The following is a 25,736-nucleotide window of genomic DNA, read 5'->3' as shown; positions in this document are numbered from 1 at the left end:
TGTGATGAAAATACAATTAGAACAATTTATTCTACTGTTTGCGTAATCCAACCACTTCCTAGAACTTTTTCATCTTCATAAAATACAGCAACTTGACCAGATGCTACACCATATACAGGCTCTTTAAGTTCTACATTTGCGATGCCATTTTCAATAGTAACACTACATGGAATTTTTGTTGTTCTATATCTTAGCTTGATAGTACACTCAAAAGAATCACCATCTACATAAAGGTTAAGGTCATTTAGTTTTACATTTGTTATAGCTAAGTCCTCTTTTTTCCCTACAACTATTGTATTTGTTTTTGGATTTAACGATTTTACATAGTGTGGCTCGTGTGCTCCATCAACTGTAAAACCTTTTCTTTTACCGATTGTGTAGTGCATATATCCTTTATGTTTTCCTACTTCATTGCCATTAACATCTAAAACTTTTCCATCTTGATCGATTTTATTGTGTTTTTTGAGGACATCTGTATAAACAGTTTCAACAAAACAAATCTCTTGAGACTCTTTATTTTCAGATATTTTTTTAATAGCAGGAATTTGAGATGCTTGCTTGATGATATCTTCTTTTTTATAAATAGACATTGGAAAAATTAGATGTTTTAATACATCTTTTTTTACTTGTGCAAGAAAATAACTTTGATCTTTTGTTTTATCATCTGCTTCATAGATAAATTCACCATCAGTTTTTGCGTAGTGTCCAGTTGCTAGATAATCTATACCTAAACTTTTAGCAAAATCAAACATCCCACCAAACTTGATGCTTCTATTACATTTTACACATGGATTTGGTGTACGACCTTTTTTGTATTCATCTACAAAATAGTTATAAACTTCATTTTTGAAGTCATCTTCTAAATCTAGTACATGATATTCAATACCTAAAAAATCAGCAACTCTTTTACCTGCTTCGATATTCTTTTCATGATATCCAACTCTTGAGTTGTGAAGTTTCATATAACAGCCAGTTACTTCATACCCATCTTTTTGTAACATATAAGCAGTCATAGAGGAGTCAACTCCCCCACTCATACCAACTAATACTTTCTTATTGTTCATAAGGATTTCCTTTTTTTAAAAAGTGGCAATTATATCCCTAGATAACTTCTAGGGATATTTAACCTATGCGTTAAATGCAGTTTCTAAATCTGCAATAAGGTCTGAGGCATCTTCAAGACCAACACTTACTCTTACTAATCCTTCTGTAATTCCAATCTCTTTTTGCTCATCAAGAGGAATTTGCTGATGAGTTGTTGTTGATGGGTGAGTTATAATAGATTTCGAATCACCAATATTAGCAACTATTGAGAATAGATCTGTATTGTCAAGAATTTTCCAAGCTGTATCTTTGTCTTTTACTTCAAAACTTAATAAACCACTACATAAACCATCTTTAAAATACTTATTTGCTAAAGCATGGTATTTATTTGACTTCAATCCAGGATAATTTAAGTTAAATACTTCAGAGTTTGATTCTAAATATTCGGCTACTTTTTGAGTATTTGCACTATGTTTTTCCATTCTTAAACCTAAAGTCTCAAGACTTTGAATAAGTGACCATGAGTTAAATGGAGATGGTGTAGCACCAATATCTCTAAGAAGCGCAAGTCTGATTCTTAAGTTAAACGGAGGAAATGGTAAATCTGTATAAACCAAACCATGGTAACTCTCATCTGGTGTAAAGAAGTGAGTATATCGTGGATTGTCTTTAAAGAAATCTGTTAAACCATCTCTATCGACTATAGCTCCACCTAAAGCTAGACCTTGTCCTGACATATATTTACTACAACTATGTACAACTATATCTGTACCATGTGCAATTGGATTGATTAAGTATGGAGTTGCTACTGTATTATCACAAATAGAAACAATACCATGTTTTTTAGCAATAGCAGAAATTGCATCAATATCAGCAACTGCAATTTGTGGATTAGATAATGATTCAAAGAAAATTGCTTTTGTTTTATCATCAACTAGTGCGTTAATTGTTTCTGGATTGTCTAGCTCAAAAACTCGAGCTTCAAGACCAAATCTTTTCATTGTGTGCTTAAATAAAGTTACACTTCCACCATAAATTTTATCAGAGATGATGATATTGTCACCTGTTTCAAATAGATTTGAAATTGCATAAAAAATAGCAGCTTGCCCACTTGATGTTGCAATAGCACTAGCACCACCCTCAAGCTCGGCTATTCTAGCTTCCAAAGTAGCTGTTGTAGGGTTTGTTAATCTTGTGTATATATTTCCTAAATCTTGTAGTGTAAATCTATCAGATGCTTGTTGAGCAGTTTCAAAAGCATAAGCTGTTGATTGATAGATTGGTACAGCCATTGTCCCTTGAGTGTCTTTATTATATCCTGCGTGTATTGCTAAAGTCTCTTTATTCATTATTTTTCCTTTTTTAGTTCATTTACTGATGTTCGAAGAGCATCAATTAAATATTTTATATTTTTTTTACTATGTGTATAGTTTAGACTGATTCGTAACCAGCTTGGCTTCTCTTTTTCAGAATCACTTTCTGTTATTCCAAACAGATCTTGCCCATAAGGTCCTGCACAGCTACATCCAGCTCGTGTTTGAATTCCATATTCAGTTGAAAGTTTTTCACATAAATCAAATGGTGTCACACCATGGAAATTGATAGCGATGATTCCTATACTGTCATGAATATTGTTTTGCCCATAGATAGTGTGTTCAGGTAGTTTTGCTAACTCCTCTTCTAGATATCTAAAAGTTACAGATTTTCGCTCCTGTATTCTGTCAAGTCCTAGTTCATATCTCATTTGATATGCAAATGATGCTTTGATCATTTGAAGAATAGGTGGTGTTCCTGCATCTTCTCTCATCTCAATATCACTATTGAAAATATGCTCATCTTTTGAAACATAAGCAACAGTTCCTCCACCTGCAAAAGTAGGAGATATTGCATTGTCAATTAGTGATTTTCTAATTGCTAAAAGACCACAAGTACCAGGACCCCCTAATAATTTATGTGGTGATAAAAAGATTGCATCAAATAGTTCACTTTTCGGGCTCATACATGGAGATGAAGCTGCACTATCAAATGCAATAATTGCATTATATTTTCTTAAAAGTTTCGATATTTTTTCAAAAGGTGAAACGATTCCTGTAACATTTGATGCTGTAGAAAATGCACCTATTAGTTGACGATCTTTATTTTCTTCAAGAGCATTTGCTAAAAATTCTAAATCTACATTACCTGTTTCATCAAGTGGTATTCTTAAAATATCACATAATGCTTCTCTATAACTTATCTCATTTGAGTGATGTTCAAATGGACCTACTAAAATAAGTGGTTTTTCTAAGTCATCAACATTGATATTGAATCTTGCTTTTGTAGCAGGTGGAATATATAGTCCAAGTAACTCTAGAAATTTTTTAATAGCACCAGTTGCTCCTGATCCACATGGGAACACAACAAAATCGTTTGTTAATCCAAGGTATTTCTTTAAATTTTCTCTTGCTATATCGTAGTTAAATGATGTAGCTTTTGCATTACCTGCAAATTCTGAATGTGTATTTGCATAAGTATTTAGAACCTCTTGCAATCTCTCTTCAATAGGTCTATAAGCTAATCCTGATGCTGTATAATCAAAATAGCTATCTTTGTTCTTACCAATTATACCTTCACTAATCTCTTCAAAAGTAGTATTTTCTGTTATAAATGGTCTAAATATTTCGTTGTTTTTTGTCATTGTTTACCTTTAAATGAAAGACAACTCTTCTTATGAATAAAGAGTTGTACTTAAATATCTTTCCCCTGTATCACAAAGAATAGTAACTATTGTTTTCCCTTTGTTTTGGGCTCTTGATGCTACTTGAGTAGCTGCGTATAAATTTGCACCAGCAGAGATACCTACTAGAAGACCTTCTGTTTTTGCAATTGCTTTTGATGTTGCAAAAGCATCTTCATCAGATACTTGAATCACTTCATCAAAAATCTTTTCATTAAGAACTGTAGGTACAAATCCTGCTCCGATCCCTTGAATCTTATGTGGTCCTGGAGTTCCTCCTGATAGAACTGGCGAACTTTGAGGCTCAACAGCAATAACTTGAATATCTGGGTTGTGTTCTTTTAGTACTTCTGAAATACCTGTTAGTGAACCACCTGTACCAACAGCAGCAATGATTATGTCAACTTTTCCATCTGTATCTCTTAAAATCTCTTGAGATGTTGTTTGTCTGTGTGCTTCTGGGTTTGCTGGGTTATTGAACTGCTGAGGCATAAAACTATTTTGCATTGTACTATCAATCTCTGCTGCTCTATCTATAGCACCTTTCATCCCTAAAGCTGCTGGAGTTAAGTCTAAAGTTGCACCTAATGCAGAAAGTAGTTGTCTTCTTTCTAAACTCATAGACTCAGGCATTGTAAGAATAAGTTCTAATCCTTTAGCTGCACAAACCATTGCTAATGCAATACCTGTATTCCCACTTGTTGGTTCAACTACAACAGTATCTTTAGTAATTTTTCCCTCTTTAATCGCTGTTTCAATCATAGCAAGAGCAATTCTGTCTTTTACTGAACTTGTAGGATTCATAAATTCACATTTTCCTAACACTTCTGTGTTTGTGTCATTTGAAAGTTTGTTTATTCTAACTAATGGCGTATTTCCAACTAATTGTGTAGCGTCTTTTGCAATATTCATATTTAATTCCTTTTTATATATAGTATACTAGATTATTAGACTTTTTATCTAAAAATTCTTCCAGCTCTTTAATGGTAAGCATGAAAATTTTTTCTATTTTCGTTTGTATATCTTCCCAAAATGGTTGAAGTAAATCAGTTTTTGTTTTGCTATCTGTATTAGCTAAACAACACTCAAGTGTACTTAAAACTTCAAAGACTGTTATTTTATTAACATCTTTTATGAGTCTGTACCCTCCATTTGCTCCTCTAATACTTTCAACAAGTCCACCTTTTTTTAAAGTAACAAGTATCTGTTCAAGGTAATTTTGAGGAATCTCACCTTTTGCAGCAATCTCTTTGATTTGCAACAAATCTTTCTCTTTCTCTTTTGCTAAAATAAGCATGGCTGTTAAACCATAAACACCTTTTGTAGATACAATTGCCATTTTAAAACCTCTTTTTTATTTAACTAGTAGAATAATAACAAATTTTAGAATTTATGTCAAGTAAACAGATAGATTTTGATGAGAATATCTTTTTTTGTCTTAAAATAGTAGTGTTTAAAGGCTTTATGTAAACACCCCTAAAGTAGCTTAGTTTAAAATATGAAAATATGAGCATTTATAATCAAGAGGAATGATTTAACTTGTATTTAAATATATTTCAGTAAAATTTAAGCTTGACTTTAAACAAAGAGAGAAGATGAATAACGAGATAATCTCAATGAAAAATATAAATAAGTATTACGATGATTTCCATGTACTAAAAGGGATAAATTTTAGTGTAAAAAAAGGTGAAATTGTTGTCATTTGTGGACCTAGTGGTTCTGGAAAATCAACACTGATACGCTGTATTAATGGTCTTGAAGAGATTGATGAGGGAAATGTTTTTGTTGATAATATAGACATTTATGAGAGTCGAAAAAATTTAAAAGAGATACGAAGTGAAGTGGGTATGGTTTTTCAACACTTTAATCTTTTTCCCCATTTGACTATTTTAGAAAATATAACATTGGCACAAAAACTTGTAAAAAAAAGATCAAATAAAGAAGCAAACGAAATTGCACATGATTTACTTGAAAAAGTGAAATTAGGTGATAAGGCGGATTCATATCCTTCTGATTTATCTGGTGGACAAAAACAAAGAGTAGCTATTGCACGAAGTCTAGCTATGAAACCAAAAGTGATGTTATTTGATGAACCCACTTCCGCACTAGATCCTGAAACAATAGGTGATGTGTTATCTGTAATGAAAGAGCTCGCCCAAGAAAATTTTACAATTGTGTGTGTAACGCATGAGATGGGATTTGCAAAAGAGGTTGGGGATAGAATTGTATTTATGGATCATGGTGTAATAGTAGAAGAAAATACGCCAAGTGAATTTTTTAATAACCCGAAAAGTGATAGAGCAAAAAAGTTCTTAAATGAAATTTTAGTTCATTAGTATGTTAGAAAATAGAGTAAAAATCATTTATAGATTTTTACTTTATTTCAATTCCTAAAATATCTCTTTTGCTTCCCACTCTGGGAAATTACTTCTAATATACGCATTTAGTTCGATTTCTGCTTTTGTATACTCTCGTAACTTCTCATCTTGATCTACAGCTTCTGATACAACTGAAGATAAAATCATACCAGCTCCAACTGTTGAGTTTGTATATCTATCGATGATGATAAAACTTCCTGTATGTCTATTTTCATTATATGGATCAACTGCAATTTGTCTGTCTAAAGATAATGTACATTTAGCGATATCGTTTAACTCTAAAGAATCTGTTTGAATCTCTTCAAAACTATTTACATCTTTTTTAAAGTCAATATTTTTAAATGAACCATTGATAACTGATGTTGCTCTTTTGATGATATAGTTATCATTTAGTTCAAGTTTCTTTTCATCCATCCAAACAACCATAACTTCAAGTTTATTTGATACATGTGGAATAGATGTAGATTTTACAATCATATCTCCACGACTAATATCAATCTCATCTTTAAGTGTAAGAGTTGTAGCCATAGGAGCAAATGCTTTTTCAATAGTTTCTACTGTTTCATCTTTTCCTATAGGTCGTAAATCTTTAATCTCATTTGAAACTATAGATTTTACAATAGATGTTTTTCTTGATGGTAAAACTGTAATTTCATCACCAACTTTGATACTACCACTTGCAATCGTTCCAGAAAAACCTCTAAAGTTAAGGTGCGGTCTTGAAACATACTGTACTGGTAATCTAAAATCATCATTTTCATCATCATGTATAGCGATGCTATCAAGTAACTTCATTAAAGGAAGTCCCTCATACCATGAACATTTTGGTGAATTAGTAAGAATATTATCTCCATCTAACGCTGAAATTGGAATATACTCAAAATTAATATCATCATTATGTGGAAGATTAGGGATAATCTCTTGATAATCTTTTTTGATACTTTCAAATGTATCTTGGCTAAAGTTTACTAAATCCATTTTATTAATAGCAACAATAAGGTTTTTAATACCTAATAGACTTGCTATATATGAGTGTCTTTTAGTTTGTGTTAAAATCCCTTGTCTTGCATCGATTAAGATAATAGCTACATCTGCTGTACTAGCACCTGTCGCCATATTTCTTGTGTACTGTTCGTGACCTGGAGTATCTGCAATGATAAACTTTCTTTTTTCTGTTGAGAAAAATCTGTAAGCAACATCAATAGTAATACCTTGCTCACGCTCACTAGCTAATCCATCAACTAAAAGTGCTAAATCTATTTTATCACCAGTAGTCCCAGATTTCTTGCTATCTTTTTCTATCGCTGCTAATTGGTCTTCAAAAATCATTTTTGAATCATAAAGAAGTCTTCCAATTAAAGTAGATTTCCCATCATCAACTGACCCACAAGTGATGAATCTTAAAATCTCTTTATTTTCGTGTTCTTTTAAATATTGTTCAATATTTTCTGCTATTAAATCTGATTGGTGTGCCATGTTAAAAATACCCCTCTTGTTTTTTCTTTTCCATTGATGCGTCGCCATCACTATCTATTAATCTACCTTGTCTCTCACTTGTTGTACAAACTAACATCTCTTGAATAATCTCAGGAAGTGTTGCAGCTTCACTTTCAACTGCTCCTGTTAATGGATAACAACCAAGTGTTCTAAATCTTACTTTCTCTTTTTTTGCAGTTTTTCGCAGCTCTTCAGGAACTCTATCATCATCTACCATGATTTTTGTACCCATATATTCTACTACTTCTCGCTCTTTTGAGAAATATAAATCAGGAATAGGAATCCCTTCTAAATAGATATACTGCCAAACATCAAGCTCAGTCCAGTTTGAAATAGGGAAAACTCTAATAGACTCGCCTTTTGTGTGACGCCCATTATAAATATTCCATAACTCTGGTCTTTGGTTTTTTGGATCCCATCTGTGATTTTCATCTCTAAAAGAGTAAATTCTCTCTTTTGCTCGAGATTTCTCTTCATCTCTTCTAGCTCCTCCAAAAACAGCATCGAATTTTTGGATATTTAACATATTTTTTAAACCCTCAGTTTTCATGATATCAGTATGTACAGCAGACCCATGTGTAAATGGAGATATATCCATCTCAAGTCCTTTTGGGTTTGAGTATGTAAGTAGTTCCATACCTACTTCTTTTGCTCTTCTATCTCTAAACTCAATCATCTCTTTAAATTTCCATTTAGTATCAACATGCACAAGTGGAAGTGGTGGTGGTGCTGGATAAAATGCTTTTTGTAAAATATGTAACATTACTGAGCTATCTTTTCCAACAGAGTAAAGCATAGCTGGATTTTGAAACTCTGCTATTACTTCTCTCATGATGTGCATAGACTCAGCTTCCAACTGTTTTAAATGCGTTAATCGTTCTTTACTTATTTCCATTTTGTACTCCCTTTAAAATTAAATTTTTATTTAGCGTGTAACCCACACTCTTTATGTTCTGGGTTTTCCCACCACCATCTACCACTTCTAATATCTTCGCCAGCTTTCACTGGCCGTGTACAGGGTGCACAACCGATACTAGGATAACCTTGTTTATGTAACTTATTAAAAGGAACATTATTTTCTTTGATATATTCCCATACATCTTCTTCACTGTACTGTATAAGTGGGTTTACTTTTATCACTTTAAATGTTTCATCATATTCAAAAAGCGGCATATCTTCTCGTGTCACACTTTGTGATGCACGCAAACCAGTCACCCAAATATCTACATCTTTTAGAGCTCTTTGTAAAGGCTCTATTTTTCTTGTAAAACAACAGTTTTTTCTTTTTTCAATTGATTCATAAAATCCATTGATACCTTGTGTTTTATATAACTCTTCAACTTTTTCATTTTGTGGAAAAAAAACATCTACTTTTATACCATATTTTAAATTTGTTGAATCCATAACATCATAAGTCTCATATGGAAGCCGACCAGTATCTAGTGTAAAAATATTGGCATTTTTATCGTGCATCAGCATCATGTGAGTTAACACTTGATCTTCTGCTCCGAAGCTAGAAGAGAGTGCAACGATTTTTGTTTTGTCATTTAAAAGAAACTCTAGTACATCTTGTGGGTTTGAGCTTTTAAATTTTGTGTTTAATTCTTCTATTGTATTTGTCATATTTTTTCCTATATTTGATAATCTGGTTCTTGTGTTCTTCCAAAGTTTAACTTATCCCATCCTCTTTCATGAAAATAGTATAAAATCATTTTTGTTACAACTTCAATAGATCCAATCGATGCTGCCATCGCTAAACTACCAGTTATTAAATAAGATATAACTATAGTATCAATAGTACCTAAAACTCTCCATGAGATAGTTTTTACTAACGACCGATAAGCTTTTTCTTTCATCTTATTTTCCTTTGAATTTGACCTTTTGCCAAATTGTTGAAGAAATTATAACAGAAAGAGAGATTAATGTCAAGTAACTCTACCTATTTAATTAAGTATACTCTAGTGGAGAACTAGAGTAAGGATCTCTTTCTCTTTTCTAATTCTTTTTTTGTTTGCTTGATTTTGATGATTCCAGCTTCTCTTTGTTTATGCTTTTTTCTTAGGTATTTACTGATATCTTTAGGGATGAGTTTTTCACACTCATCTCTAAAAAATTGTGCAGCTGTGGGTGAAGCCCCGTTGCTTGAAACTGCTATTTGAAGTGGTTTATTTTTTGTAAGTGCCATAAAATAGAAGTCACAATATTCTGGTACATCAACAATGTTGAGTAATATACTATGCTTTTTTTTGTACTTTAAAAGTTTTTTTGCAACGGATGGAACACCTGTAGCATCTATAATAATATAATGATCTTTTATATCTTTGAGTTTAAAAGTTTTTAAAGTTATATCTTTTGTTTTTTTTGTTATTTTTTTATTTACAGTTTCTGATATAATTGCAAAATCAATATTGTTGTGATGCAGTACACTTGCTTTTTGTAAAGCAATATTTCCTCCACCAATAAGTAATATTTTGGGATTCTTTAGAAGAATAGGGATAGTTACATTTTTTTTCATTTGTTTCTCTTTTTTAAATATAGTTTTGAAAGAATAACATAAACCAAGTTTAACTCAAACTTAATTTATATTTTTATTAAGTTAATTTAATCTCTAGTAAATTAAGTGAATTAGTTGACATAGAATAAAATATTTGATATAATCACAAAATTATAAAAAGGAAAGAGATGTTCGATTTAGAAAATTATGAAGTATTCGAGATAGTATATTTATCAGCATTTATATTAGGTGCATTGTTTGGAATGATAGCACAAAAAAATCAATTTTGTTTTAGTGGATCAATTAAAGATTATATATTAACAAACTCTACTAAAAGAGCCGCATCAGTAGTGATGGCAATAATTGTAGCAATAGTTTCTACATATTTTGTTGCAAACATAAATGAGATAGACCTAACACAATCAAACTATTTTAAAGATGATATAAATTATTTTACGATTATTATAGGTGGTGCGTTATTTGGAATAGGGATGATGATAGCAGATGGGTGTAGTAGTAGACATCTTGTAAAGTTCGCTCAAGGTGATCCATATTCATTAGTGACTCTTATTTTCATAGGAATTTTTGCGTATGCTACAACAAGAGGTTTTTTGAGTGAATATATAAGTTTGTTTACAAAAAATGAAACACTTTTATCTGTATCAGCATACCTTTCAAATGAACAACTAAATATATTTGTAGTACTAATACCACTTGCTATTTTTTTATGGATTTTAACAAAAAGTTTCAAAAGAATTTTATCTTTAAGAGATGGGGTTGTAGTTGGACTTTTAGTAGCTATAGGTTGGTATATCACAGGTGTTGTTGGTGCTGATAGTATGGAAAAAGAGATTGCAGTTGCTAGTATGAGTTTTGTGTATCCTACAGCACAAACTTTAGAGTTTTTTACTTATTATCAAGTGACTGAATTGTCATTTGGAGTAAGCATTATCCTTGGAGTTTTAAGTGGTGCTTTTATTATGTCAAAATTTAACAAAAAATACAGTTTTGGGTGTACAGCAAACTTACAACATAGTAAAATAAAATACAATATGATAGGTGGTGCTTTAATGGGTGTTGGTGGAGTTTTAGCTATTGGATGTACTGTTGGACAAGGGTTAAGTGGTGTTTCATCATTGGCTGTTGCTTCAGTTGTGGCTATATTGTCTATTATGATTTCTGCTTTTATTACAGCTAAGTATTTAGGAAAAAGAGACCAACTTCCTATGTGTTTCATCTTTGAATGGAATGATAAAAAAGAGGAAGAAGCGAAAAGAAACTTTCAAATCTAAAATAACTTTTTTATAAAAATAGTTACTTTCTATAAAATTATTTAGATATAATTTGACTAAATTTATTATAGAAAGTACACACAATGATCCAAAAAATATTATTCACACTATTTCTAATTTCTAGTCTAAACCTAAACGCTAAAACAATAGCAAAAATTCCAGAAGCTTCAGGTATCGTATATATAGCAAAAACAGATATGCTCATAGTTGTAAACGATGAAGGCTGGATATATAAACTCACACCAAAAGGTGATATCAAAAGAAAGTTTTTTTTAGGAAAGTATGACTTGGAAGGTATCACATACGATACAAAAAATGATAAGCTTTTAGTTGCAGTTGAGGGGAAAGAATCTATTCTTATCTTAAATCGAGCAAGTTTAGAATTAGAGCGTGAAGTAAAAATCAAAAGAAAATTTGATGGTGTAGAGATACTCAAAAAGTCTAAAAAAACAGGACTAGAAGCGATAGCCATAGATGAAAACGGAGATATCTATGTATCAAACCAATCAAAAAAAACTTATGATAAAAAGCTCAAAGAGAATGCTAGCGTGATCTTAAAAGTAGGCTCACTAAAAAAGAAAAAAACAAAAATAAAAGAGGTTTATAACCATGGCTATATCGACATAGCAGGAATGACTTTTCACGATGGATACTTGTATATGACAAGTGACAAAAAAAACTTACTCATAAAATACGATATCAAAAAGAATAAAACTATCAAAAAAATAAAACTAGACAAATCAGCCCAAGAGGGTATATGTTTTGATAATGATGGGCATATTTATATAGCAGATGATAATGGTGCTATTTTACAGTATAAGACTAGACAACTAAGGATATAAAAATACCTTTAGATAATTTATTTTACAAAAAAACTTTTTTATGATATAATTTCCGTAAAATATTACGGTATATATTAAGGATTTTAAATGGTGTCATATTCAACAAATGAACTTATACCCTCATCAGATTTTGCAAAAAAGTTTGGTTCGTATCTATCTCAAATAAAAAATAACACAGTAGAAAAGCTTGCTATTTTAAAAAACAATAAAGTAGAAGCAGTTTTAGTTTCAAAAGATGAATATGAAGTTATGAATGAAGCTCTCAAAAAAGTAGAATCACAAGAGTTTTTGACCTCTGTAGACACGGGTTTACAAGATATCAAAAAAGGAAATACTCATGCGATAGATAAGTTGTGGGATCAATTGGATGATTGAATATAGTAACAACTTTTTACGAGAAGCAAAAGGTTTATCAAAAAAATTCAAACTATTAAAATTTGATTTAAAGCAAGCAGTTAATGAAATAGAATCGAAGCATGAAGTAGGTGTTTCATTGGGATATAACCTTTATAAAAAAAAAGTCAAAAATTCTTCAATACCTACAGGTAAAAGTGGAGGTTTTAGAATTATTATTTATCAACAATTAAAAGAAAAAATAGTTTTGGTTTCTATTTTTTCTAAAACTCAAAAAGAGAATTTATCAGATAATGAACTAAGAACTCTTTTAAAAGAATACCATTCTTAAAAACTTAGTTTACAAAACACTATCCACACTCACATAATCATACACCTCAAACTCATCATTTTGAGCTTTTATAGCATGAAGTGCCATTCGATCGGCTAGTTCATTTCCTTCTATCCCTGCGTGTCCTTTGACATGTTTGATAGTGATTTTATCTTTTATTTGTTCATAAAGATTGTGAGCATTTTTAATGAGGTCTAAGTTTTTTATCTCTCCACCTTTTTTAGTCCAGCCATTTCTTTTCCATCCGTATGCCCAAGTTGAGATACAGTCTATACTATACTTTGAATCTGAAAGTATCATCACTTTTTCATGAGTTTTTATCTCAGATGCTAATAAAAGTGCTTTATAAAGTGCTTTGAGTTCGGCTGTATTATTCGTGCCATTTGGCTCATAGTTTCCGTAGTATAAAACTGGTTTTTCATTGTTTTTATATAAAGCTAGTCCACTTCCTGATTTTCCAGGGTTCCCTGAACAAGCACCATCACAATATATACTTACATTTGTATTTTCTTGATTATTTGTGTTTTGTGTGGTTGTTACAGGTGTTTGTATTGATGTTTCTTTTATCTTGTTTTTTTTAAACTCTAGTATCTGCATATAATTTTTGACAATTTGTTCTTGTGACTTTACCGCAACAATGCCTTTTAAAAGTATCAATCTATTTACATCATGTTCACAGATCTCTTTTTGTAGTAGCTCTTCTATAAAGTTTTCAGGTGTGGGAAAATCGATATTCAAGATTTTACATTGTGTTTTATTGAGTGTATTATTGTGTGCGATAAGTTTGATAAATTCTTTATTTATATTCATATATTTTGTCCTTCATTTACAAGTAGAAGTATACTAAAAACATATAAAAATAGCTAATTGTAAAAATTAGCTATTAGTCAATAAAAGTAGGTTTTTTATGAAATAATTCATGGTCTGAGTAAGAATCATCATCAAAATCATCAAAATCATCTATCTCATCTTCGTAAAGATTATCATCTAATTCATCATCAGTTTTGTGTACTGTTTCATCTTCAATGGTAAATAGTTTTTCATAACCTAGTTTTACTAAAAGTTTATCACAATCATCAACTGTAAAACTTTTATCTCTTAGCTTTAAAGAAAAAGCAGTTATATGTTCTTCTGTAACACCATGTGATCTCAACATAAATATTATAGAGTCTTTTTTCATTGTATTTTTTCCGTAGTAATATTTAGAATAAGAAAATTAAAAATAGGAATTCAAGGTTCTTTTCTTCTCATATTCTGTAATAAAATTATAAACTAAATATCCATTTTTTAAGCTAAAAGGTTTCTGAATTTTGTTAAAAATATATTTGAGTCCTTTAAATACAATGATTTTTATGATGATGCTTTAAAGAAAAAAGAGTTAAACTTACAAAAATCTAGGAGCCATTTATGAAAGATATAGAAAAAAGTTTTTTAGACAATCATAACAAAGAGAAAGATATATGGAGAATATTTAGAATCATAAGTGATTTTACAGACGCACATGAAGAGTTCGCATCACTTCCACCTGCTGTGTCGATTTTTGGAAGTGCAAGAACACCACGAAAAAATAATTACTATAAACAAACTGTAGAGCTTTCGCAAAAATTATCAAAAAAAGGCTTTGCTATTGTAACAGGAGGTGGCGGTGGTATTATGGAAGCTGGAAATAAAGGTGCAAAAATATCGGTTGGTCTAAATATAAAACTTCCAGAAGAGCAAAAGGTAAATAAGTTTGTTCAACATTCACTAAATTTCAAATATTTTTTTACTAGAAAAGTGACATTTATCAAACACTCTGTTGCTTTTATAGCTATGCCAGGAGGTTTTGGAACTTTAGATGAACTCTCAGAAGCTTTATGTTTGGTGCAAACAAAAAGAATGGGTGCTTTTCCTATAGTACTTTTTGGCAAAGAGTTTTACAAACCATTGGAAAAGTTTTTTAAAGTGATGCTTGAACATGAATATATCAGTAAAGAAGATTTGAGTTTATATATTATCACAGATGATATAAATGAAGCAGTTGAATTCATCGCAAAACATAATAAAATATAAGATGCTATAAGCACAAATTTGATAAAATGCACACCTTAAATAAGTTGTAAAATCAAAATAAAAGTTTCTAAAAAAGGTTTAATAGATGAGTGAAAGCAAAGATTTTTTACGGTCAATAGTAGAAGAGGACTTAAAATCAGGAAAATATAATGAGGTTATCACAAGATTTCCCCCAGAACCAAACGGTTTTCCACATATCGGACATGCTAAGTCTATTTGCATAAATTTTGGAATTGCAAGTGATTATAAGGGGCACTGTAATCTAAGAATGGATGATACAAATCCAACTAAAGAAGATACAAAATATGTAGAGGCTTTAAAAGACGCTGTTCAATGGCTTGGTTTCGATTGGGGTGAAAATGTATATTTTACTTCTGATTATTTCTCTAAGATTCATGAGTATGCAGTACAGCTTATCAAAATGGGTAAAGCTTATGTCGATAGTGTAGATGAAGAAGAGATGAGAGAGCTTAGAGGTACAGTTACTCAAGAGGGTAAACGAAGTCAATATGCTTCTCGTTCTATAGAAGAAAACCTAGCACTTTTTGAAAAAATGAAAAATGGCGAATTCAAAGATGGAGAGCATGTATTAAGAGCTAAGATTGATATGGGTGCAGCTAATATGAAAATGAGAGATCCATTACTTTACAGAATCAGACATGCACATCACTTTAGAACTGGTGATGAATGGTGTATTTATCCTATGTATGATTTTGCTCATTGTTTATCTGATTATATTGAGGGAGTTTCTCACTCAATTTGTACACTAGAGTTTGAAAACAATAGAGATATTTACAACTGGGTATTAGATACTTTAGGTTTAGAACTACCTAGACCATACCAACATGAATTTGCAAGATTAGGTATTAACTATACAGTTATGAGTAAGAGAAAACTTTTAGAGTTAGTGGAAGAGGGTGTTGTAAGTGGTTGGGATGATCCTCGAATGCCTACAATTGCTGGATATAAAAGAAGAGGGTATACAAAAGAATCTATTTTAAACTTTTGTGACCAAATAGGTGTTGCAAAAGCAAACTCTATGGTAGATGTAGCACAACTAGAGTTTTGTATCAGAGATGATTTAAACAGAAAAGTTCCTAGAGTTTTAGCGGTACTTGACCCTTTAAAGGTAACAATCGTGAACTATGAAGGTAGTGAAGTAATCGATGCTCCATATTATCCACATGATGTTCCTAAAGAGGGTTCTAGAGATCTTCCTTTCTCAAATGAACTATATATAGAAAGAGATGACTTTTGTGAAAATCCTCCAAAAGGATACTTTAGACTCACTCCTTCACAACCTGTAAGACTAAGACATGGATATATCATCACTTGTAAAGAAGTTATCAAAGATGAAAATGGAAAAGTAGTAGAGCTAAAAGTAGAGTACAATGCAGATTCTAAAAGTGGGTCTGATACTAGTGGTATCAAAGTAAAAAGTGCAATCCAGTGGGTAAGTGCAGCACAAGCTATCAAAGCTGAAGTAAGAGTATATGATAGATTATATGCAAGCGAAGCACCTGAAGGAATGGAAGATTTAAATTCTAACTCATTAACTGTTATCAAAAATGCTTTAATAGAACCTGCTATTGTAAGTGAGAAAATAGATGAAAGATTCCAGTTTGAGAGACAAGGTTATTTCTACGCTGATCCTATTGATTACACAACTGAAAAACCAGTATTTAATAAAATAGTAGGATTAAAAGACTCTTGGGGTAAAAAAGCTAATAATAAACCAAAAGAAAGAGTTGAGTCTAAAAAACAAGCGAACAAAGTACAAGTAGCGGGTGTTGTTGAAGCTATGAATGATACTCAACAAGCTTTATTTGACAAGTACACAAAAGAGTTGAAACTAAATAATGAACTATCTAATATTTTGGCTCGAGATGAAAAACTATCATCGTTTTATGAAGAAGCGTTAACTGAACTCAATAGCCCCGTTGCACTAGCAAATATTGTTGCAAATGATGTTGCAAAAGAGTTAAAAGAAAAAGAGATAAATGAGTTAAAATTTACAGCAATACAAATAGCACAGCTTGTAAAAATGCTTGATAATAAAACTATATCAAGTAAAATAGCAAAACAAGTATTTGAAGAGATGGTAAAATCAGGAGATAATCCAAGTAAAATAGTTGAAGATAAAGGTTTAGTTCAGATATCTGATCCTGCTGTTATTTTACCAATCATAGATGAAATCATCGTTAAAAATCCAGACAATGTAGAAAAATTTAAAGCTGGAAACAATAAGCTTTTAGGTTTCTTTGTAGGGCAAACACTAAAAGCCACAGGTGGAAAAGCAAATCCACAAGTAGTAAATAAACTAGTAGCTTTACAGTTACAGTAGTTGTTATGTTATTGGGATGGCTTTACTGTCCCAATAACTTTATGTGAGTTGATACATTTAAGTAATTTTTTGTCAAAAGTTTTAATGACATCATTTTGAGAATATGAGCATAGTAAACAATCAACAAAATCTAGATTTTTAATTTGAAATATTTCTAATGTTTTGTTTACAATATTTTTATTTTCGACTTGAATATTTTCAAATGATATTAATTGTGTAAGCATATCAGAAACATCTTTTTTAGGAACTTCATAAACTCCTACAAGAACATAAACAACTTCTGCTAATACTTCATTTGAAATATAAACATTTTCATTTAATATTATATCTTCTGCAATTTGAGCCATCTCTTCATTATCATTGGTTAAATACCTAACAATATAATTTGTATCAAGCCTAATCATTAATTGTCTTTTTTGTATTGTTCTACTATATGGTTTTTTAAAGCATCGTTTTCTTTCTTATACTTTTCAATATTAGCATAAGAATTAAAAACACCTCTTAAATTAACATTTTTTTTCATAGATAAATTAACATCTTGTTCTATATTATGATTTACAATTTCAACATCATTTGACACATTTTGTAAAAAATATGCAATTTTATCATAAGCACTATTTTTAATATTTAAAGTTAAAGTGTGCATATTTATCCTTTTATATTTATTTTAATTATTATAGCTAAAAGTGAATATTATAGCAAAATCTAGTAAGAATAAAAGATAGAAAAATATGTGATTTTAAAAATAATAGATCTTTTCTATATACTCTCTAAAGTGATTCTTTTTATCTCTTCAAGTCTTTTTGTTATTTTCTCTATTAGCTCTTTAGGGGCATATTCTATGAGTGAAAAAAGTTTTTCAATCTCTTCTTTATCATAAATATTTTCTTCTCTTGGTTGTTTTTTACCATAAAGGGCTTTTGTACTATTGACTACCGATGCATTTGATGAGATGTTTTGTAAGTATGAGAGTTGTTCTGTATCCACACTATTTACTATATATTTGTAGAGTTTTAGTTTTGTGTTTAGGTTTGTATCGAAGAGTTCTTGTTCGCTTATATTTAAAGCTTCTGCTATGTAACTTATGAGTTCTATAGGAATGCTTATATCTCCACTTAGGTATTTGTAGATAGTTTTTTCCGTAGGAGTTTCTCCTGTACTTTTTAGTTTTGGTTCTAAATCTCTTAATATTTCAGAAAATCTTCTTTTGGTTATTTTTTTGGCTTTTATAAGCTTGTTTATCCGTTCATATATCTCCATAACTGTTCTCCTTAAAAGGGAATATTAATCTATATGATTAGATTATTAAGGGAGTACTAATTCTATTAATAATATAATTAAGAAATTTAAGGAATTATTAATGACAAAGAAAAATGAAGTACTTATAGTTGCTATGCTGTTTTTAGTGGGTGTATTATCATTGTTTTTGATGGTTGTAGATGTTACTGAATTGTTAGGATAAATCGGAGTTTTATGAAAGTATTATTAGTATTTGGAACAAGACCAGAAGCTATAAAAATGGCACCATTGGTAAAAGCGTTTGAAAAAGATGAAAATATTGATTCAAAAGTATGTGTAACAGCACAACACAGAGAGATGCTAGATCAAGTTCTTGCTATGTTTGATATTACACCTGATTATGATCTGAACCTTATGAAACAAGGTCAAGATTTGTATGATATCACTACTAGAGTACTGTTAGGACTTAGAGATGTTTTAAATGAGTATAAGCCTGATGTAGTTTTAGTACATGGTGATACAACTACAACTTCAGCATCATCACTTGCTGCCTTTTATGAAAAAATAAAAGTAGGGCATGTAGAAGCAGGGCTTCGAACAGGTGATATTTATAGTCCATGGCCAGAAGAAGCCAATAGACAAATAACAGGTGTGTTAGCAAACTATCACTTTGCTCCAACAAAAACAAGTCAAGATAATTTACTTCAAGAAAACAAAAAACAAAATAGTATTATAGTTACAGGAAATACAGTCATAGATGCACTTTTTTTAGCTTTAGAAAAAATAGAAAATAATGAAGAGCTAAAAAATAATATTTTAGATGATATTAATGCACAGTATAAAATAGATGAAAGTAAAAAAATCATTTTGGTTACAGGGCATAGAAGAGAAAATCATGGGCAAGGATTTATCAATATTTGTGAAGCATTAAAAGCAATTGCTATAAATAATCCAGATGTAGACATCGTTTATCCAGTACACTTAAATCCAAATGTACAACAACCAGTCAAAGAGATACTTTCAAACATCTCAAATATATACTTAATAGAACCTTTACAATACGAAAGCTTCATATATATGATGAATAAATCATATTTTATCATCACTGATAGTGGTGGAGTACAAGAAGAAGCACCAAGTTTAGCTAAACCTGTACTTGTGATGAGAGATACAACAGAGAGACCAGAAGCTGTAGAAGCAAGCACCGTAAAACTTGTAGGGACAGATACAAAAATGATCATAGAAGAAGCGCAAAAACTTTTAGATGATAAATATGAGTATGAAAAAATGTCCAAAGCTCACAATCCCTATGGAGATGGTAAGGCCTGTGAAAGAATAGTAAAATTTATTAGGGAAAGTAAATAATATGAATCAAAATAAAAAAATATGTGTAATAGGACTAGGGTATATTGGCTTACCAACAGCAGCATTATTAGCCAACAGAGGTTATGATGTTCATGGAGTAGATGTAGTTCAAAGTACTGTAGATACTATAAACAAAGGTCAGATACATATTGTAGAACCAGAGCTTGATACATTTGTACACAGTGCTGTGAATAGTGGAAAACTAAAAGCTAGTTTGACTCCTGCTACGGCAGAGGTATTTATCATAGCTGTTCCTACACCTTTTCATGAAGGATATGTTCCTAATGTTGACTACATAGTAAGTGCTACAAAAGCAATAGCACCTTTTGTAAAACAAGATGATATAGTGATACTTGAGTCGACATCACCTGTAGGGACTACGGATTTAGTAGAAGAAACTCTTCAAAATGAGAATGTAGATACTTCAAAACTTTTTATAGCTCATTGTCCAGAAAGAGTACTTCCCGGTCATATCATGAGAGAGCTTGTAGAAAACGACCGAATAGTGGGTGGAACTACACCAAAAGCTACAGCTAAAACAGTAGAGTTTTACAAAACTTTTGTAGAGGGAGAAGTACTTAGTACGGATGCTAGAACAGCTGAGATGGCAAAACTTACTGAAAACTCTTTTAGAGATACAAACATAGCATTTGCAAATGAGTTATCTATTTTATGTGATAAGTTTGGCATAGATGTATGGGAACTCATATCTCTAACTAATAGACACCCAAGAGTAAATGTACTCAATCCTGGTGCTGGAGTAGGTGGACACTGTATAGCTGTAGATCCATGGTTCATCGTTCATGCAGGTGGCGATGATGCTCGGATGATAAAAACAGCAAGAGAAGTAAATACTTACAAAACAGAGTGGGCAATAGAAAAGATTAAAAATACAGCTTTAACTTTTGAAAAAGAAAATGGAAGAAAAGCAAAAATAGCTTGTATGGGTCTAGCTTTCAAGCCAGATATAGATGACTTAAGAGAATCACCAGCTGTGTATATCACAAAATCATTGATGGTACAAGGTTTTGATGTACTTGCAGTAGAACCAAACATTGAGTCACATGATGAGTTTGAAATAGTAGAGTATAAAAAAGCTTTAGAAGAAGCTGATGTAGTTACATTTTTGGTTGGTCATAATGAATTTAAAGGGTTAGAGATAGAAACTGAGCTTGACTTTTGTGGGATTTTGAATTAAAAATACTTTTTAGCTGAATAAGAAACCAATAATCAAAGGTCAATAATGAAAAAACAAAACACTATATTAATAGAAGTTGATAATGTAACTTATAGCATATATCTTCCTGGACGAGAAATTGATTATATACAAAAAAAAATTTATGAAGAGAAAGTCCCTTATGAATATGAAATGCTTAAAGATATAATAAGTAGAGTTAAAAAAGATATTATAATAGATGTGGGTGCCAATATAGGAAATCATAGTTTATTTTTAGCCGCTAATGGTTATGATGTGTACTCATTTGAGGCAAATAGTGAAGTTTTTGATATTTTTGATAATAGCATCAAAATAAATGGTTTTGATGATAAAATAAAAGCATATAACTTTGGAATATCAGATACGATAAGTAAAGCAAAAATTACGAATATTGATAAAAAAAACTTAGGTGGACAATCTTTATTAATAGGTGAAGGCAATATTGAATTAAAGCCATTAAGTGATATTAGATTTCCAAAAAAAATTTCTGTTATAAAAATAGATGTAGAGGGAATGGAGATTAATGTACTTAAAGGTGCAAAAGAATTAATCAAAAAAGATCGACCACTATTATATATAGAAGCAATTAATATTAATGAATATAAAAAATTAAATTTTATATTAGATGAATTAAGCTATGTGTACTGGGAGACTTTTAATGCAACACCTACTCATCTTTTCATTCCTAAAGAATCATTAAGTGAAAAAGATATTATGGCGAATACTAGCTATAAGAATATATCAGAAACATATAGAATGACTCAACAACTCAACTATAGTAAAAGAATCACAAATGATTTGTCTGAAGTACTAAAAGTATTATCAAAAAATCTAACATTGTTAGAAGAGGAAAAAAACGAATGGACTAAAAAAGAACTTAAACATAATAGTGATCTTATTAGTGCTCAAAATGAAAATAAAAAATTAGAGATAGAAAAAGAAAAAATTACCAAAACACTTAATGAAAAAGAAGAAGAAAATAAAAAATTAGAGATAGAAAAAGATGAGATTCGTAAAAAATTTGAAAAGATGGAAACAAATTTCATAGGGATGAAAGAGAGAAATAACAGATTAGAAGATGAAAAAAAAGAACTTGTGCGAAAACTTACTGAAAGTCAAAATCAGTTTAAAAGGTATTATACTCAAGTACAAAAACTAAAATTAGTAAATAAACAAGTCAAAAAAGGTTTTGAAGACAATAAAAAATCTGCATCTTATCAGCTAGGACATCTACTGATACATGAAATAAAGAATCCAAAAGTTTTTTTAACTGCTCCTAAAAGAATATATGAAATATGGAAGAATAAAAGTACAAAAAAAGAGACCTTGAAATCTTTATCAAAAACAAATAAAAAACTTATTCACAAAGAAAAAATACCATTTGATAAAAGTAATTCAGAATTAAAAATGGCATCTATTATGGATGAATTTACATACAACTCTTTCAAGTATGAATGTAATCTTTTGCAAATTACTCCTAATGATTGGAAAAATGAATTAAAATCTTTTAAACCTGATCTTGTTTTTATAGAGTCGGCTTGGAAAGGTAAAGATGACTTATGGGCTACAAAAGTTAGTAATTGTGCAGTTGAGTTAGTTGAAATGATTCAATGGTGTGATGAAAACAATATTCAAACAATGTTCTGGAACAAAGAAGATCCTGTACATTTTGATACTTTTATACCTGTTGCAAAAATGGTTGACTATGTTTTTACTACAGATATAGATTGTGTACCAATGTATAAGGAGAAAGTAGGACATAACAATGTACAGTTTTTACCTTTTGCTGCACAACCTGCTGTACATAATCCAATAGAATTATTTGAAAGAAAAGATGCTTTTAATTTTGCAGGTTCGTATTATTTACGATATCCTCAACGACAAAAAGATTTTTCTTCTTTAATTGGTGCAGTTAAAAAGTTCAGACCAGTTGATATCTATGATAGAAATTTTGATAACCCTCATCCTCACTATACTTTCCCAGATGAGTATAAACCTATGATATTGGGTAAACTTCCATTTGAAGAGATAGATAAAGCGTATAAAGGTTATCTTTTTGGTATCAATATGAATACTATAAAACAATCTCAATCTATGTTTGCAAGAAGAGTATTTGAACTGTTAGCTTCAAATACTGTTGTAGTGAGTAATTTTTCACGAGGGGTGAGATTGCTTTTTGGAGATTTAGTTATATCTTCAGATAATGAGAAAGAATTATCAGATAGATTAGAAGTTTTTTGTAAAGACGAGTTATCTTATAAAAAACTAAGACTAATGGGATTGAGAAAAGTGATGTTAGAGCATACTTATGCTCAAAGATTAAATTTCATCACATCTAAAGTGTTTGATACTTCATTTGAAAATGAAGAACAGCAAATATTATTAATCTCTATAGCTAATTCAAAAGCTGAAGCTTTAAATATAATAGATTCATTTACAAAACAAAACTATCAACATAAAGAGTTATACATACTTATAAATTTTCAAGAAAAACTTGTTTGTGAAAATAATATCAAAATTTTTAAAAATGAAAAAGATTTTGTAAAAATAATATTAAGTAATAATGATGCGACCTTTTTTGGAAAATTGGAAAGTAACGATTATTATGGCGAAAATTATTTAACAGATATGAACTTGTCTACAAGATATAGTGATGCAGATGCATTTGGTAAAAGTGCTTACTATGAGTTTGATACAAAAATAAAGTTAAAAAATAATAATACACAATACAAAAAAGTCGAAAAACTTCAAATACAATCTTCATTAGTCAAAAAAGATAAACTTGATAAAAAACTATTAAAAAATATCATCAAAAATAACAATGAGATATCTTTTGAAAATATGCTTGCTATTGATGAGTTTAATTACTGTTCAAATGGTTATAGAGCTAAAAAGAATGATTTAGAAAAGTATATTGATGATTTAAATCTTATAGATCAAGGGATATCTTTTGAACAAAAATTATCAAAAATAGCAGATACACTTCCTGCAAAAGCTGCAAAAGAAAAAGATGAAACATCATTACCAAAGGTAACTGCTGAAAAGTTATTTAACCTTTTTCCAACTCCTGCTTCCTCAAAAGTAAAAATAAGTTTAGATAATAATAAAATGAAAATAGATACTAAACTTGGAAATGGAAAACATACTTACATTTATGCAGATAAACAGTTTAAGCGAGAAGAGTTAAATTTGGTTTTAAATAGTCAATTTACACTAGTATCTAAATCAACACTTCAAGATGTAAAAACTGTTTTTGAATTTCAAGATAAAGATGGTCAAAAAATATCTCATAGCATGAATCCATCTGGAGAAACTCACTCCTTAGCAATTCCAAGTGAGTGTGTATATATCAGGTTTGGACTAAAACTAGTAGGAGATGGAACACTTAACATCTCTAACCTTATTTTAGGTACTCATGGAGAAGTACCTTTTGCAGTGATAGGTAAATCAAAAAAATTAGTTTTAACAAAACAGTATCCATCTTATGATGATATTTATAAATATGGATTTCTACATAGTAGAATACGAGCATATAAACAAAAAAATATGATGGTTGATGTATTTAGGATAAATAATCAAGCCCAAAAACCTTACCGCGAATTTGAAGATATTGATGTAGTTACTGGAGACAATGAGCTACTCGAACAAACTCTACAAACAGGACAGTATGATCATGTGTTGGTCCATCTCATAGATGAAAATATGTGGAAAGTTTTGGAAAAGTTTATAGATAAAGTCAAAGTAACAGTATGGGTACATGGTGCTGAGATACAAGTTTGGCAAAGAAGATCGTATGAATTTGAACGAATGACACAAGATGAAATACAAAGACAGAAAAGATTGAGTGCACATAGAGTTAAATTTTGGCATAAAATATTAACCAACCCACCTAAGAATTTTCAGTTAGTTTTCGTTTCAAAAACTTTTACACAAGAAATAGAAGAAGACTTAAAAATGAAACTGCCCATTGGACATACAAATATTATTCATAACTATGTAGATTCTAATATCTTTAAATATTTTGAAAAAAAAGTAGAAGATAGAACAAAGATTCTTTCTATTCGGTCATTTGCTAGTAGAAAATATGCAAATGATTTAAGTGTTAAAGCAATAGTAGAATTATCTAAAAAAGATTTCTTTAATCAATTAGAATTTTTGATTATAGGTGATGGAGATTTATTTGATAAAAAAACAGAAGCTTTAAAGAAATTTACTAATGTAAAGCTTGAAAAAAGATTTGCTCAGCATGCAGAAATTGCTAAACTACAAGAGAAATATGGAGTCTTTTTAAATCCAACTAGATGGGATTCTCAAGGAGTATCTAGGGATGAGGCTATGTCATCAGGGTTAGTAGTAGTTACTACTAATAATTCTGCAATACCAGAATTTATTGATAATAATTCTGGTCGAGTTGTAGAACCTGAAAATCCCAAAGCCTTAGCTGATGCAATAGAATACTTATATAAAAATCCAGAAAGATATTTAGAACTTTCAGCAGGAGCAAGTCAAAGAGTTAGACAGCAGTGTGGATTTGAACAGACTATTGAGAAAGAAATAGAGATTATTAAATAA

General features: G+C 30.4%; 25 protein-coding genes. 10 read left to right on the top strand and 15 right to left on the bottom strand.

Annotated elements, in window-relative coordinates:
- Positions 1 to 26: 26 nt before the first annotated feature.
- The 5 genes from mnmA to ACMCMH_RS03940 form a co-directional block, all read right to left on the bottom strand.
- Positions 27 to 1,064: a tRNA 2-thiouridine(34) synthase MnmA gene (mnmA, locus tag ACMCMH_RS03960; RefSeq protein ID WP_412727317.1), complete on the bottom strand. Its 1,038-nt coding sequence runs from the start codon at positions 1,062 to 1,064 to the stop codon at positions 27 to 29.
- 63 nt (positions 1,065 to 1,127) lie between these two features.
- Positions 1,128 to 2,393, bottom strand: coding sequence for an O-acetylhomoserine aminocarboxypropyltransferase/cysteine synthase family protein (locus ACMCMH_RS03955; RefSeq protein WP_412727315.1), 1,266 nt, complete (start codon positions 2,391 to 2,393; stop codon positions 1,128 to 1,130).
- On the bottom strand, positions 2,393 to 3,721 hold the full coding sequence (locus tag ACMCMH_RS03950) for an aminotransferase class V-fold PLP-dependent enzyme (protein ID WP_412727313.1): 1,329 nt from the start codon (positions 3,719 to 3,721) through the stop codon (positions 2,393 to 2,395). Before ACMCMH_RS03950 ends, ACMCMH_RS03955 begins: the two co-directional genes overlap by 1 nt.
- A 30-nt stretch (positions 3,722 to 3,751) precedes the next feature.
- On the bottom strand, positions 3,752 to 4,672 hold the full coding sequence (gene cysK, locus ACMCMH_RS03945; RefSeq protein ID WP_412727311.1) for a cysteine synthase A: 921 nt from the start codon (positions 4,670 to 4,672) through the stop codon (positions 3,752 to 3,754).
- A 13-nt stretch (positions 4,673 to 4,685) separates the two neighbouring features.
- On the bottom strand, positions 4,686 to 5,099 hold the full coding sequence (locus ACMCMH_RS03940) for an RrF2 family transcriptional regulator (RefSeq protein ID WP_412727309.1): 414 nt from the start codon (positions 5,097 to 5,099) through the stop codon (positions 4,686 to 4,688).
- 268 nt (positions 5,100 to 5,367) lie between these two features.
- On the opposite strand from ACMCMH_RS03940, the gene ACMCMH_RS03935 reads away from it, so the two are divergent.
- Positions 5,368 to 6,096 (top strand): amino acid ABC transporter ATP-binding protein, encoded by a 729-nt coding sequence (locus tag ACMCMH_RS03935; RefSeq protein WP_412727998.1) that lies wholly within the window; start codon positions 5,368 to 5,370, stop codon positions 6,094 to 6,096.
- 54 nt (positions 6,097 to 6,150) lie between these two features.
- On the opposite strand, the gene cysN is transcribed toward ACMCMH_RS03935, so the two are convergent.
- The 5 genes from cysN to ACMCMH_RS03910 form a co-directional block, all read right to left on the bottom strand.
- Positions 6,151 to 7,614, bottom strand: a complete 1,464-nt coding sequence (gene cysN, locus ACMCMH_RS03930) for a sulfate adenylyltransferase subunit CysN (RefSeq protein ID WP_412727307.1) — start codon at positions 7,612 to 7,614, stop codon at positions 6,151 to 6,153.
- Position 7,615: 1 nt separating this feature from the next.
- On the bottom strand, positions 7,616 to 8,530 hold the full coding sequence (cysD, locus tag ACMCMH_RS03925) for a sulfate adenylyltransferase subunit CysD (RefSeq protein WP_412727305.1): 915 nt from the start codon (positions 8,528 to 8,530) through the stop codon (positions 7,616 to 7,618).
- Positions 8,531 to 8,556: 26 nt separating this feature from the next.
- On the bottom strand, positions 8,557 to 9,258 hold the full coding sequence (locus ACMCMH_RS03920; protein WP_412727303.1) for a phosphoadenylyl-sulfate reductase: 702 nt from the start codon (positions 9,256 to 9,258) through the stop codon (positions 8,557 to 8,559).
- 8 nt (positions 9,259 to 9,266) lie between these two features.
- Entirely contained in the window at positions 9,267 to 9,491 is a 225-nt protein-coding gene (locus ACMCMH_RS03915) for a DUF2061 domain-containing protein (protein WP_412727301.1), read from the bottom strand.
- Positions 9,492 to 9,604: 113 nt separating this feature from the next.
- Complete coding sequence (locus ACMCMH_RS03910) at positions 9,605 to 10,150, bottom strand: bifunctional precorrin-2 dehydrogenase/sirohydrochlorin ferrochelatase (RefSeq protein WP_412727299.1); 546 nt, start codon at positions 10,148 to 10,150, stop codon at positions 9,605 to 9,607.
- Between the two features lie 167 nt (positions 10,151 to 10,317).
- On the opposite strand from ACMCMH_RS03910, the gene ACMCMH_RS03905 reads away from it, so the two are divergent.
- The 4 genes from ACMCMH_RS03905 (at position 10,318) to ACMCMH_RS03890 (ending at position 12,948) form a co-directional block, all read left to right on the top strand.
- Positions 10,318 to 11,421 carry a YeeE/YedE family protein gene (locus ACMCMH_RS03905; protein WP_412727297.1) on the top strand — a complete coding sequence of 368 codons (1,104 nt, stop codon included), beginning with the start codon at positions 10,318 to 10,320 and terminating at the stop codon, positions 11,419 to 11,421.
- A gap of 83 nt (positions 11,422 to 11,504) precedes the next feature.
- Positions 11,505 to 12,263 (top strand): SdiA-regulated domain-containing protein, encoded by a 759-nt coding sequence (locus ACMCMH_RS03900; protein ID WP_412727295.1) that lies wholly within the window; start codon positions 11,505 to 11,507, stop codon positions 12,261 to 12,263.
- An 87-nt stretch (positions 12,264 to 12,350) separates the two neighbouring features.
- A complete protein-coding gene (locus ACMCMH_RS03895) occupies positions 12,351 to 12,638 on the top strand; it encodes a type II toxin-antitoxin system Phd/YefM family antitoxin (protein ID WP_412727293.1) in 288 nt (95 codons plus the stop codon).
- Positions 12,631 to 12,948, top strand: coding sequence for a type II toxin-antitoxin system RelE/ParE family toxin (locus tag ACMCMH_RS03890; RefSeq protein WP_412727291.1), 318 nt, complete (start codon positions 12,631 to 12,633; stop codon positions 12,946 to 12,948). Before ACMCMH_RS03895 ends, ACMCMH_RS03890 begins: the two co-directional genes overlap by 8 nt.
- 9 nt (positions 12,949 to 12,957) lie before the next feature.
- Here the strand turns inward: ACMCMH_RS03890 and ACMCMH_RS03885 are convergent, their stop codons facing one another.
- Positions 12,958 to 13,758 (bottom strand): ribonuclease H family protein, encoded by an 801-nt coding sequence (locus ACMCMH_RS03885; protein ID WP_412727289.1) that lies wholly within the window; start codon positions 13,756 to 13,758, stop codon positions 12,958 to 12,960.
- 73 nt (positions 13,759 to 13,831) lie between these two features.
- Entirely contained in the window at positions 13,832 to 14,128 is a 297-nt protein-coding gene (locus ACMCMH_RS03880) for a hypothetical protein (RefSeq protein WP_412727287.1), read from the bottom strand.
- A 227-nt stretch (positions 14,129 to 14,355) separates the two neighbouring features.
- Between ACMCMH_RS03880 and ACMCMH_RS03875 the strand changes: the two genes are divergently transcribed.
- Together ACMCMH_RS03875 and ACMCMH_RS03870 are read left to right on the top strand one after the other, a co-directional pair.
- Positions 14,356 to 15,000: a TIGR00730 family Rossman fold protein gene (locus tag ACMCMH_RS03875; RefSeq protein WP_412727285.1), complete on the top strand. Its 645-nt coding sequence runs from the start codon at positions 14,356 to 14,358 to the stop codon at positions 14,998 to 15,000.
- 85 nt (positions 15,001 to 15,085) lie between these two features.
- Complete coding sequence (locus tag ACMCMH_RS03870) at positions 15,086 to 17,344, top strand: glutamine--tRNA ligase/YqeY domain fusion protein (protein WP_412727283.1); 2,259 nt, start codon at positions 15,086 to 15,088, stop codon at positions 17,342 to 17,344.
- 8 nt (positions 17,345 to 17,352) lie between these two features.
- On the opposite strand, the gene ACMCMH_RS03865 is transcribed toward ACMCMH_RS03870, so the two are convergent.
- From ACMCMH_RS03865 to ACMCMH_RS03855, 3 genes are all read right to left on the bottom strand, one after another.
- Positions 17,353 to 17,748, bottom strand: a complete 396-nt coding sequence (locus ACMCMH_RS03865; protein WP_412727281.1) for a PIN domain-containing protein — start codon at positions 17,746 to 17,748, stop codon at positions 17,353 to 17,355.
- Positions 17,748 to 17,990, bottom strand: coding sequence for a hypothetical protein (locus ACMCMH_RS03860; RefSeq protein ID WP_412727279.1), 243 nt, complete (start codon positions 17,988 to 17,990; stop codon positions 17,748 to 17,750). The genes ACMCMH_RS03865 and ACMCMH_RS03860 overlap by 1 nt, the downstream gene beginning before the upstream one ends.
- Positions 17,991 to 18,103: 113 nt before the next feature.
- Positions 18,104 to 18,604: a hypothetical protein gene (locus ACMCMH_RS03855; RefSeq protein ID WP_412727277.1), complete on the bottom strand. Its 501-nt coding sequence runs from the start codon at positions 18,602 to 18,604 to the stop codon at positions 18,104 to 18,106.
- A gap of 213 nt (positions 18,605 to 18,817) precedes the next feature.
- Here ACMCMH_RS03855 and wecB point away from each other — a divergent pair, with 213 nt between their 5' ends.
- Genes wecB through ACMCMH_RS03840 form a run of 3 tightly spaced genes read left to right on the top strand, consistent with a single transcriptional unit; the run spans position 18,818 to position 25,736 of the window.
- Complete coding sequence (wecB, locus tag ACMCMH_RS03850) at positions 18,818 to 19,948, top strand: non-hydrolyzing UDP-N-acetylglucosamine 2-epimerase (protein WP_412727275.1); 1,131 nt, start codon at positions 18,818 to 18,820, stop codon at positions 19,946 to 19,948.
- A gap of 1 nt (position 19,949) precedes the next feature.
- Positions 19,950 to 21,146 carry a UDP-N-acetyl-D-mannosamine dehydrogenase gene (gene wecC, locus ACMCMH_RS03845; RefSeq protein WP_412727273.1) on the top strand — a complete coding sequence of 399 codons (1,197 nt, stop codon included), beginning with the start codon at positions 19,950 to 19,952 and terminating at the stop codon, positions 21,144 to 21,146.
- Positions 21,147 to 21,191: 45 nt separating this feature from the next.
- Positions 21,192 to 25,736: an FkbM family methyltransferase gene (locus ACMCMH_RS03840; RefSeq protein ID WP_412727271.1), complete on the top strand. Its 4,545-nt coding sequence runs from the start codon at positions 21,192 to 21,194 to the stop codon at positions 25,734 to 25,736.

Origin of the sequence: Arcobacter sp. 15-2, assembly GCF_047159865.1 — a bacterium.
In the GTDB taxonomy this organism is placed as follows: Bacteria; Campylobacterota; Campylobacteria; order Campylobacterales; family Arcobacteraceae; genus JAIOSF01.
Note: the sequence above shows the minus strand (reverse complement) of the source record. Positions and strands in the feature narration are given on the sequence as shown.

What these genes read in the sequence shown, in the direction of transcription:
- ACMCMH_RS03915 (WP_412727301.1), bottom strand. Translation starts at nt 9,491, where the DNA reads ATGAAAGAAAAAGCTTATCGGTCGTTAGTAAAAACTATCTCATGGAGA.
- cysD (WP_412727305.1), bottom strand. Translation starts at nt 8,530, where the DNA reads ATGGAAATAAGTAAAGAACGATTAACGCATTTAAAACAGTTGGAAGCT.
- ACMCMH_RS03840 (WP_412727271.1), top strand. Translation starts at nt 21,192, where the DNA reads ATGAAAAAACAAAACACTATATTAATAGAAGTTGATAATGTAACTTAT.
- wecC (WP_412727273.1), top strand. Translation starts at nt 19,950, where the DNA reads ATGAATCAAAATAAAAAAATATGTGTAATAGGACTAGGGTATATTGGC.
- ACMCMH_RS03910 (WP_412727299.1), bottom strand. Translation starts at nt 10,150, where the DNA reads ATGAAAAAAAATGTAACTATCCCTATTCTTCTAAAGAATCCCAAAATA.
- ACMCMH_RS03860 (WP_412727279.1), bottom strand. Translation starts at nt 17,990, where the DNA reads ATGCACACTTTAACTTTAAATATTAAAAATAGTGCTTATGATAAAATT.
- ACMCMH_RS03920 (WP_412727303.1), bottom strand. Translation starts at nt 9,258, where the DNA reads ATGACAAATACAATAGAAGAATTAAACACAAAATTTAAAAGCTCAAAC.
- cysK (WP_412727311.1), bottom strand. Translation starts at nt 4,672, where the DNA reads ATGAATATTGCAAAAGACGCTACACAATTAGTTGGAAATACGCCATTA.
- wecB (WP_412727275.1), top strand. Translation starts at nt 18,818, where the DNA reads ATGAAAGTATTATTAGTATTTGGAACAAGACCAGAAGCTATAAAAATG.
- ACMCMH_RS03880 (WP_412727287.1), bottom strand. Translation starts at nt 14,128, where the DNA reads ATGAAAAAAGACTCTATAATATTTATGTTGAGATCACATGGTGTTACA.
- ACMCMH_RS03865 (WP_412727281.1), bottom strand. Translation starts at nt 17,748, where the DNA reads ATGATTAGGCTTGATACAAATTATATTGTTAGGTATTTAACCAATGAT.
- mnmA (WP_412727317.1), bottom strand. Translation starts at nt 1,064, where the DNA reads ATGAACAATAAGAAAGTATTAGTTGGTATGAGTGGGGGAGTTGACTCC.
- ACMCMH_RS03885 (WP_412727289.1), bottom strand. Translation starts at nt 13,758, where the DNA reads ATGAATATAAATAAAGAATTTATCAAACTTATCGCACACAATAATACA.
- cysN (WP_412727307.1), bottom strand. Translation starts at nt 7,614, where the DNA reads ATGGCACACCAATCAGATTTAATAGCAGAAAATATTGAACAATATTTA.
- ACMCMH_RS03950 (WP_412727313.1), bottom strand. Translation starts at nt 3,721, where the DNA reads ATGACAAAAAACAACGAAATATTTAGACCATTTATAACAGAAAATACT.
- ACMCMH_RS03940 (WP_412727309.1), bottom strand. Translation starts at nt 5,099, where the DNA reads ATGGCAATTGTATCTACAAAAGGTGTTTATGGTTTAACAGCCATGCTT.
- ACMCMH_RS03875 (WP_412727285.1), top strand. Translation starts at nt 14,356, where the DNA reads ATGAAAGATATAGAAAAAAGTTTTTTAGACAATCATAACAAAGAGAAA.
- ACMCMH_RS03900 (WP_412727295.1), top strand. Translation starts at nt 11,505, where the DNA reads ATGATCCAAAAAATATTATTCACACTATTTCTAATTTCTAGTCTAAAC.
- ACMCMH_RS03955 (WP_412727315.1), bottom strand. Translation starts at nt 2,393, where the DNA reads ATGAATAAAGAGACTTTAGCAATACACGCAGGATATAATAAAGACACT.
- ACMCMH_RS03855 (WP_412727277.1), bottom strand. Translation starts at nt 18,604, where the DNA reads ATGGAGATATATGAACGGATAAACAAGCTTATAAAAGCCAAAAAAATA.
- ACMCMH_RS03890 (WP_412727291.1), top strand. Translation starts at nt 12,631, where the DNA reads ATGATTGAATATAGTAACAACTTTTTACGAGAAGCAAAAGGTTTATCA.
- ACMCMH_RS03905 (WP_412727297.1), top strand. Translation starts at nt 10,318, where the DNA reads ATGTTCGATTTAGAAAATTATGAAGTATTCGAGATAGTATATTTATCA.
- ACMCMH_RS03895 (WP_412727293.1), top strand. Translation starts at nt 12,351, where the DNA reads ATGGTGTCATATTCAACAAATGAACTTATACCCTCATCAGATTTTGCA.
- ACMCMH_RS03870 (WP_412727283.1), top strand. Translation starts at nt 15,086, where the DNA reads ATGAGTGAAAGCAAAGATTTTTTACGGTCAATAGTAGAAGAGGACTTA.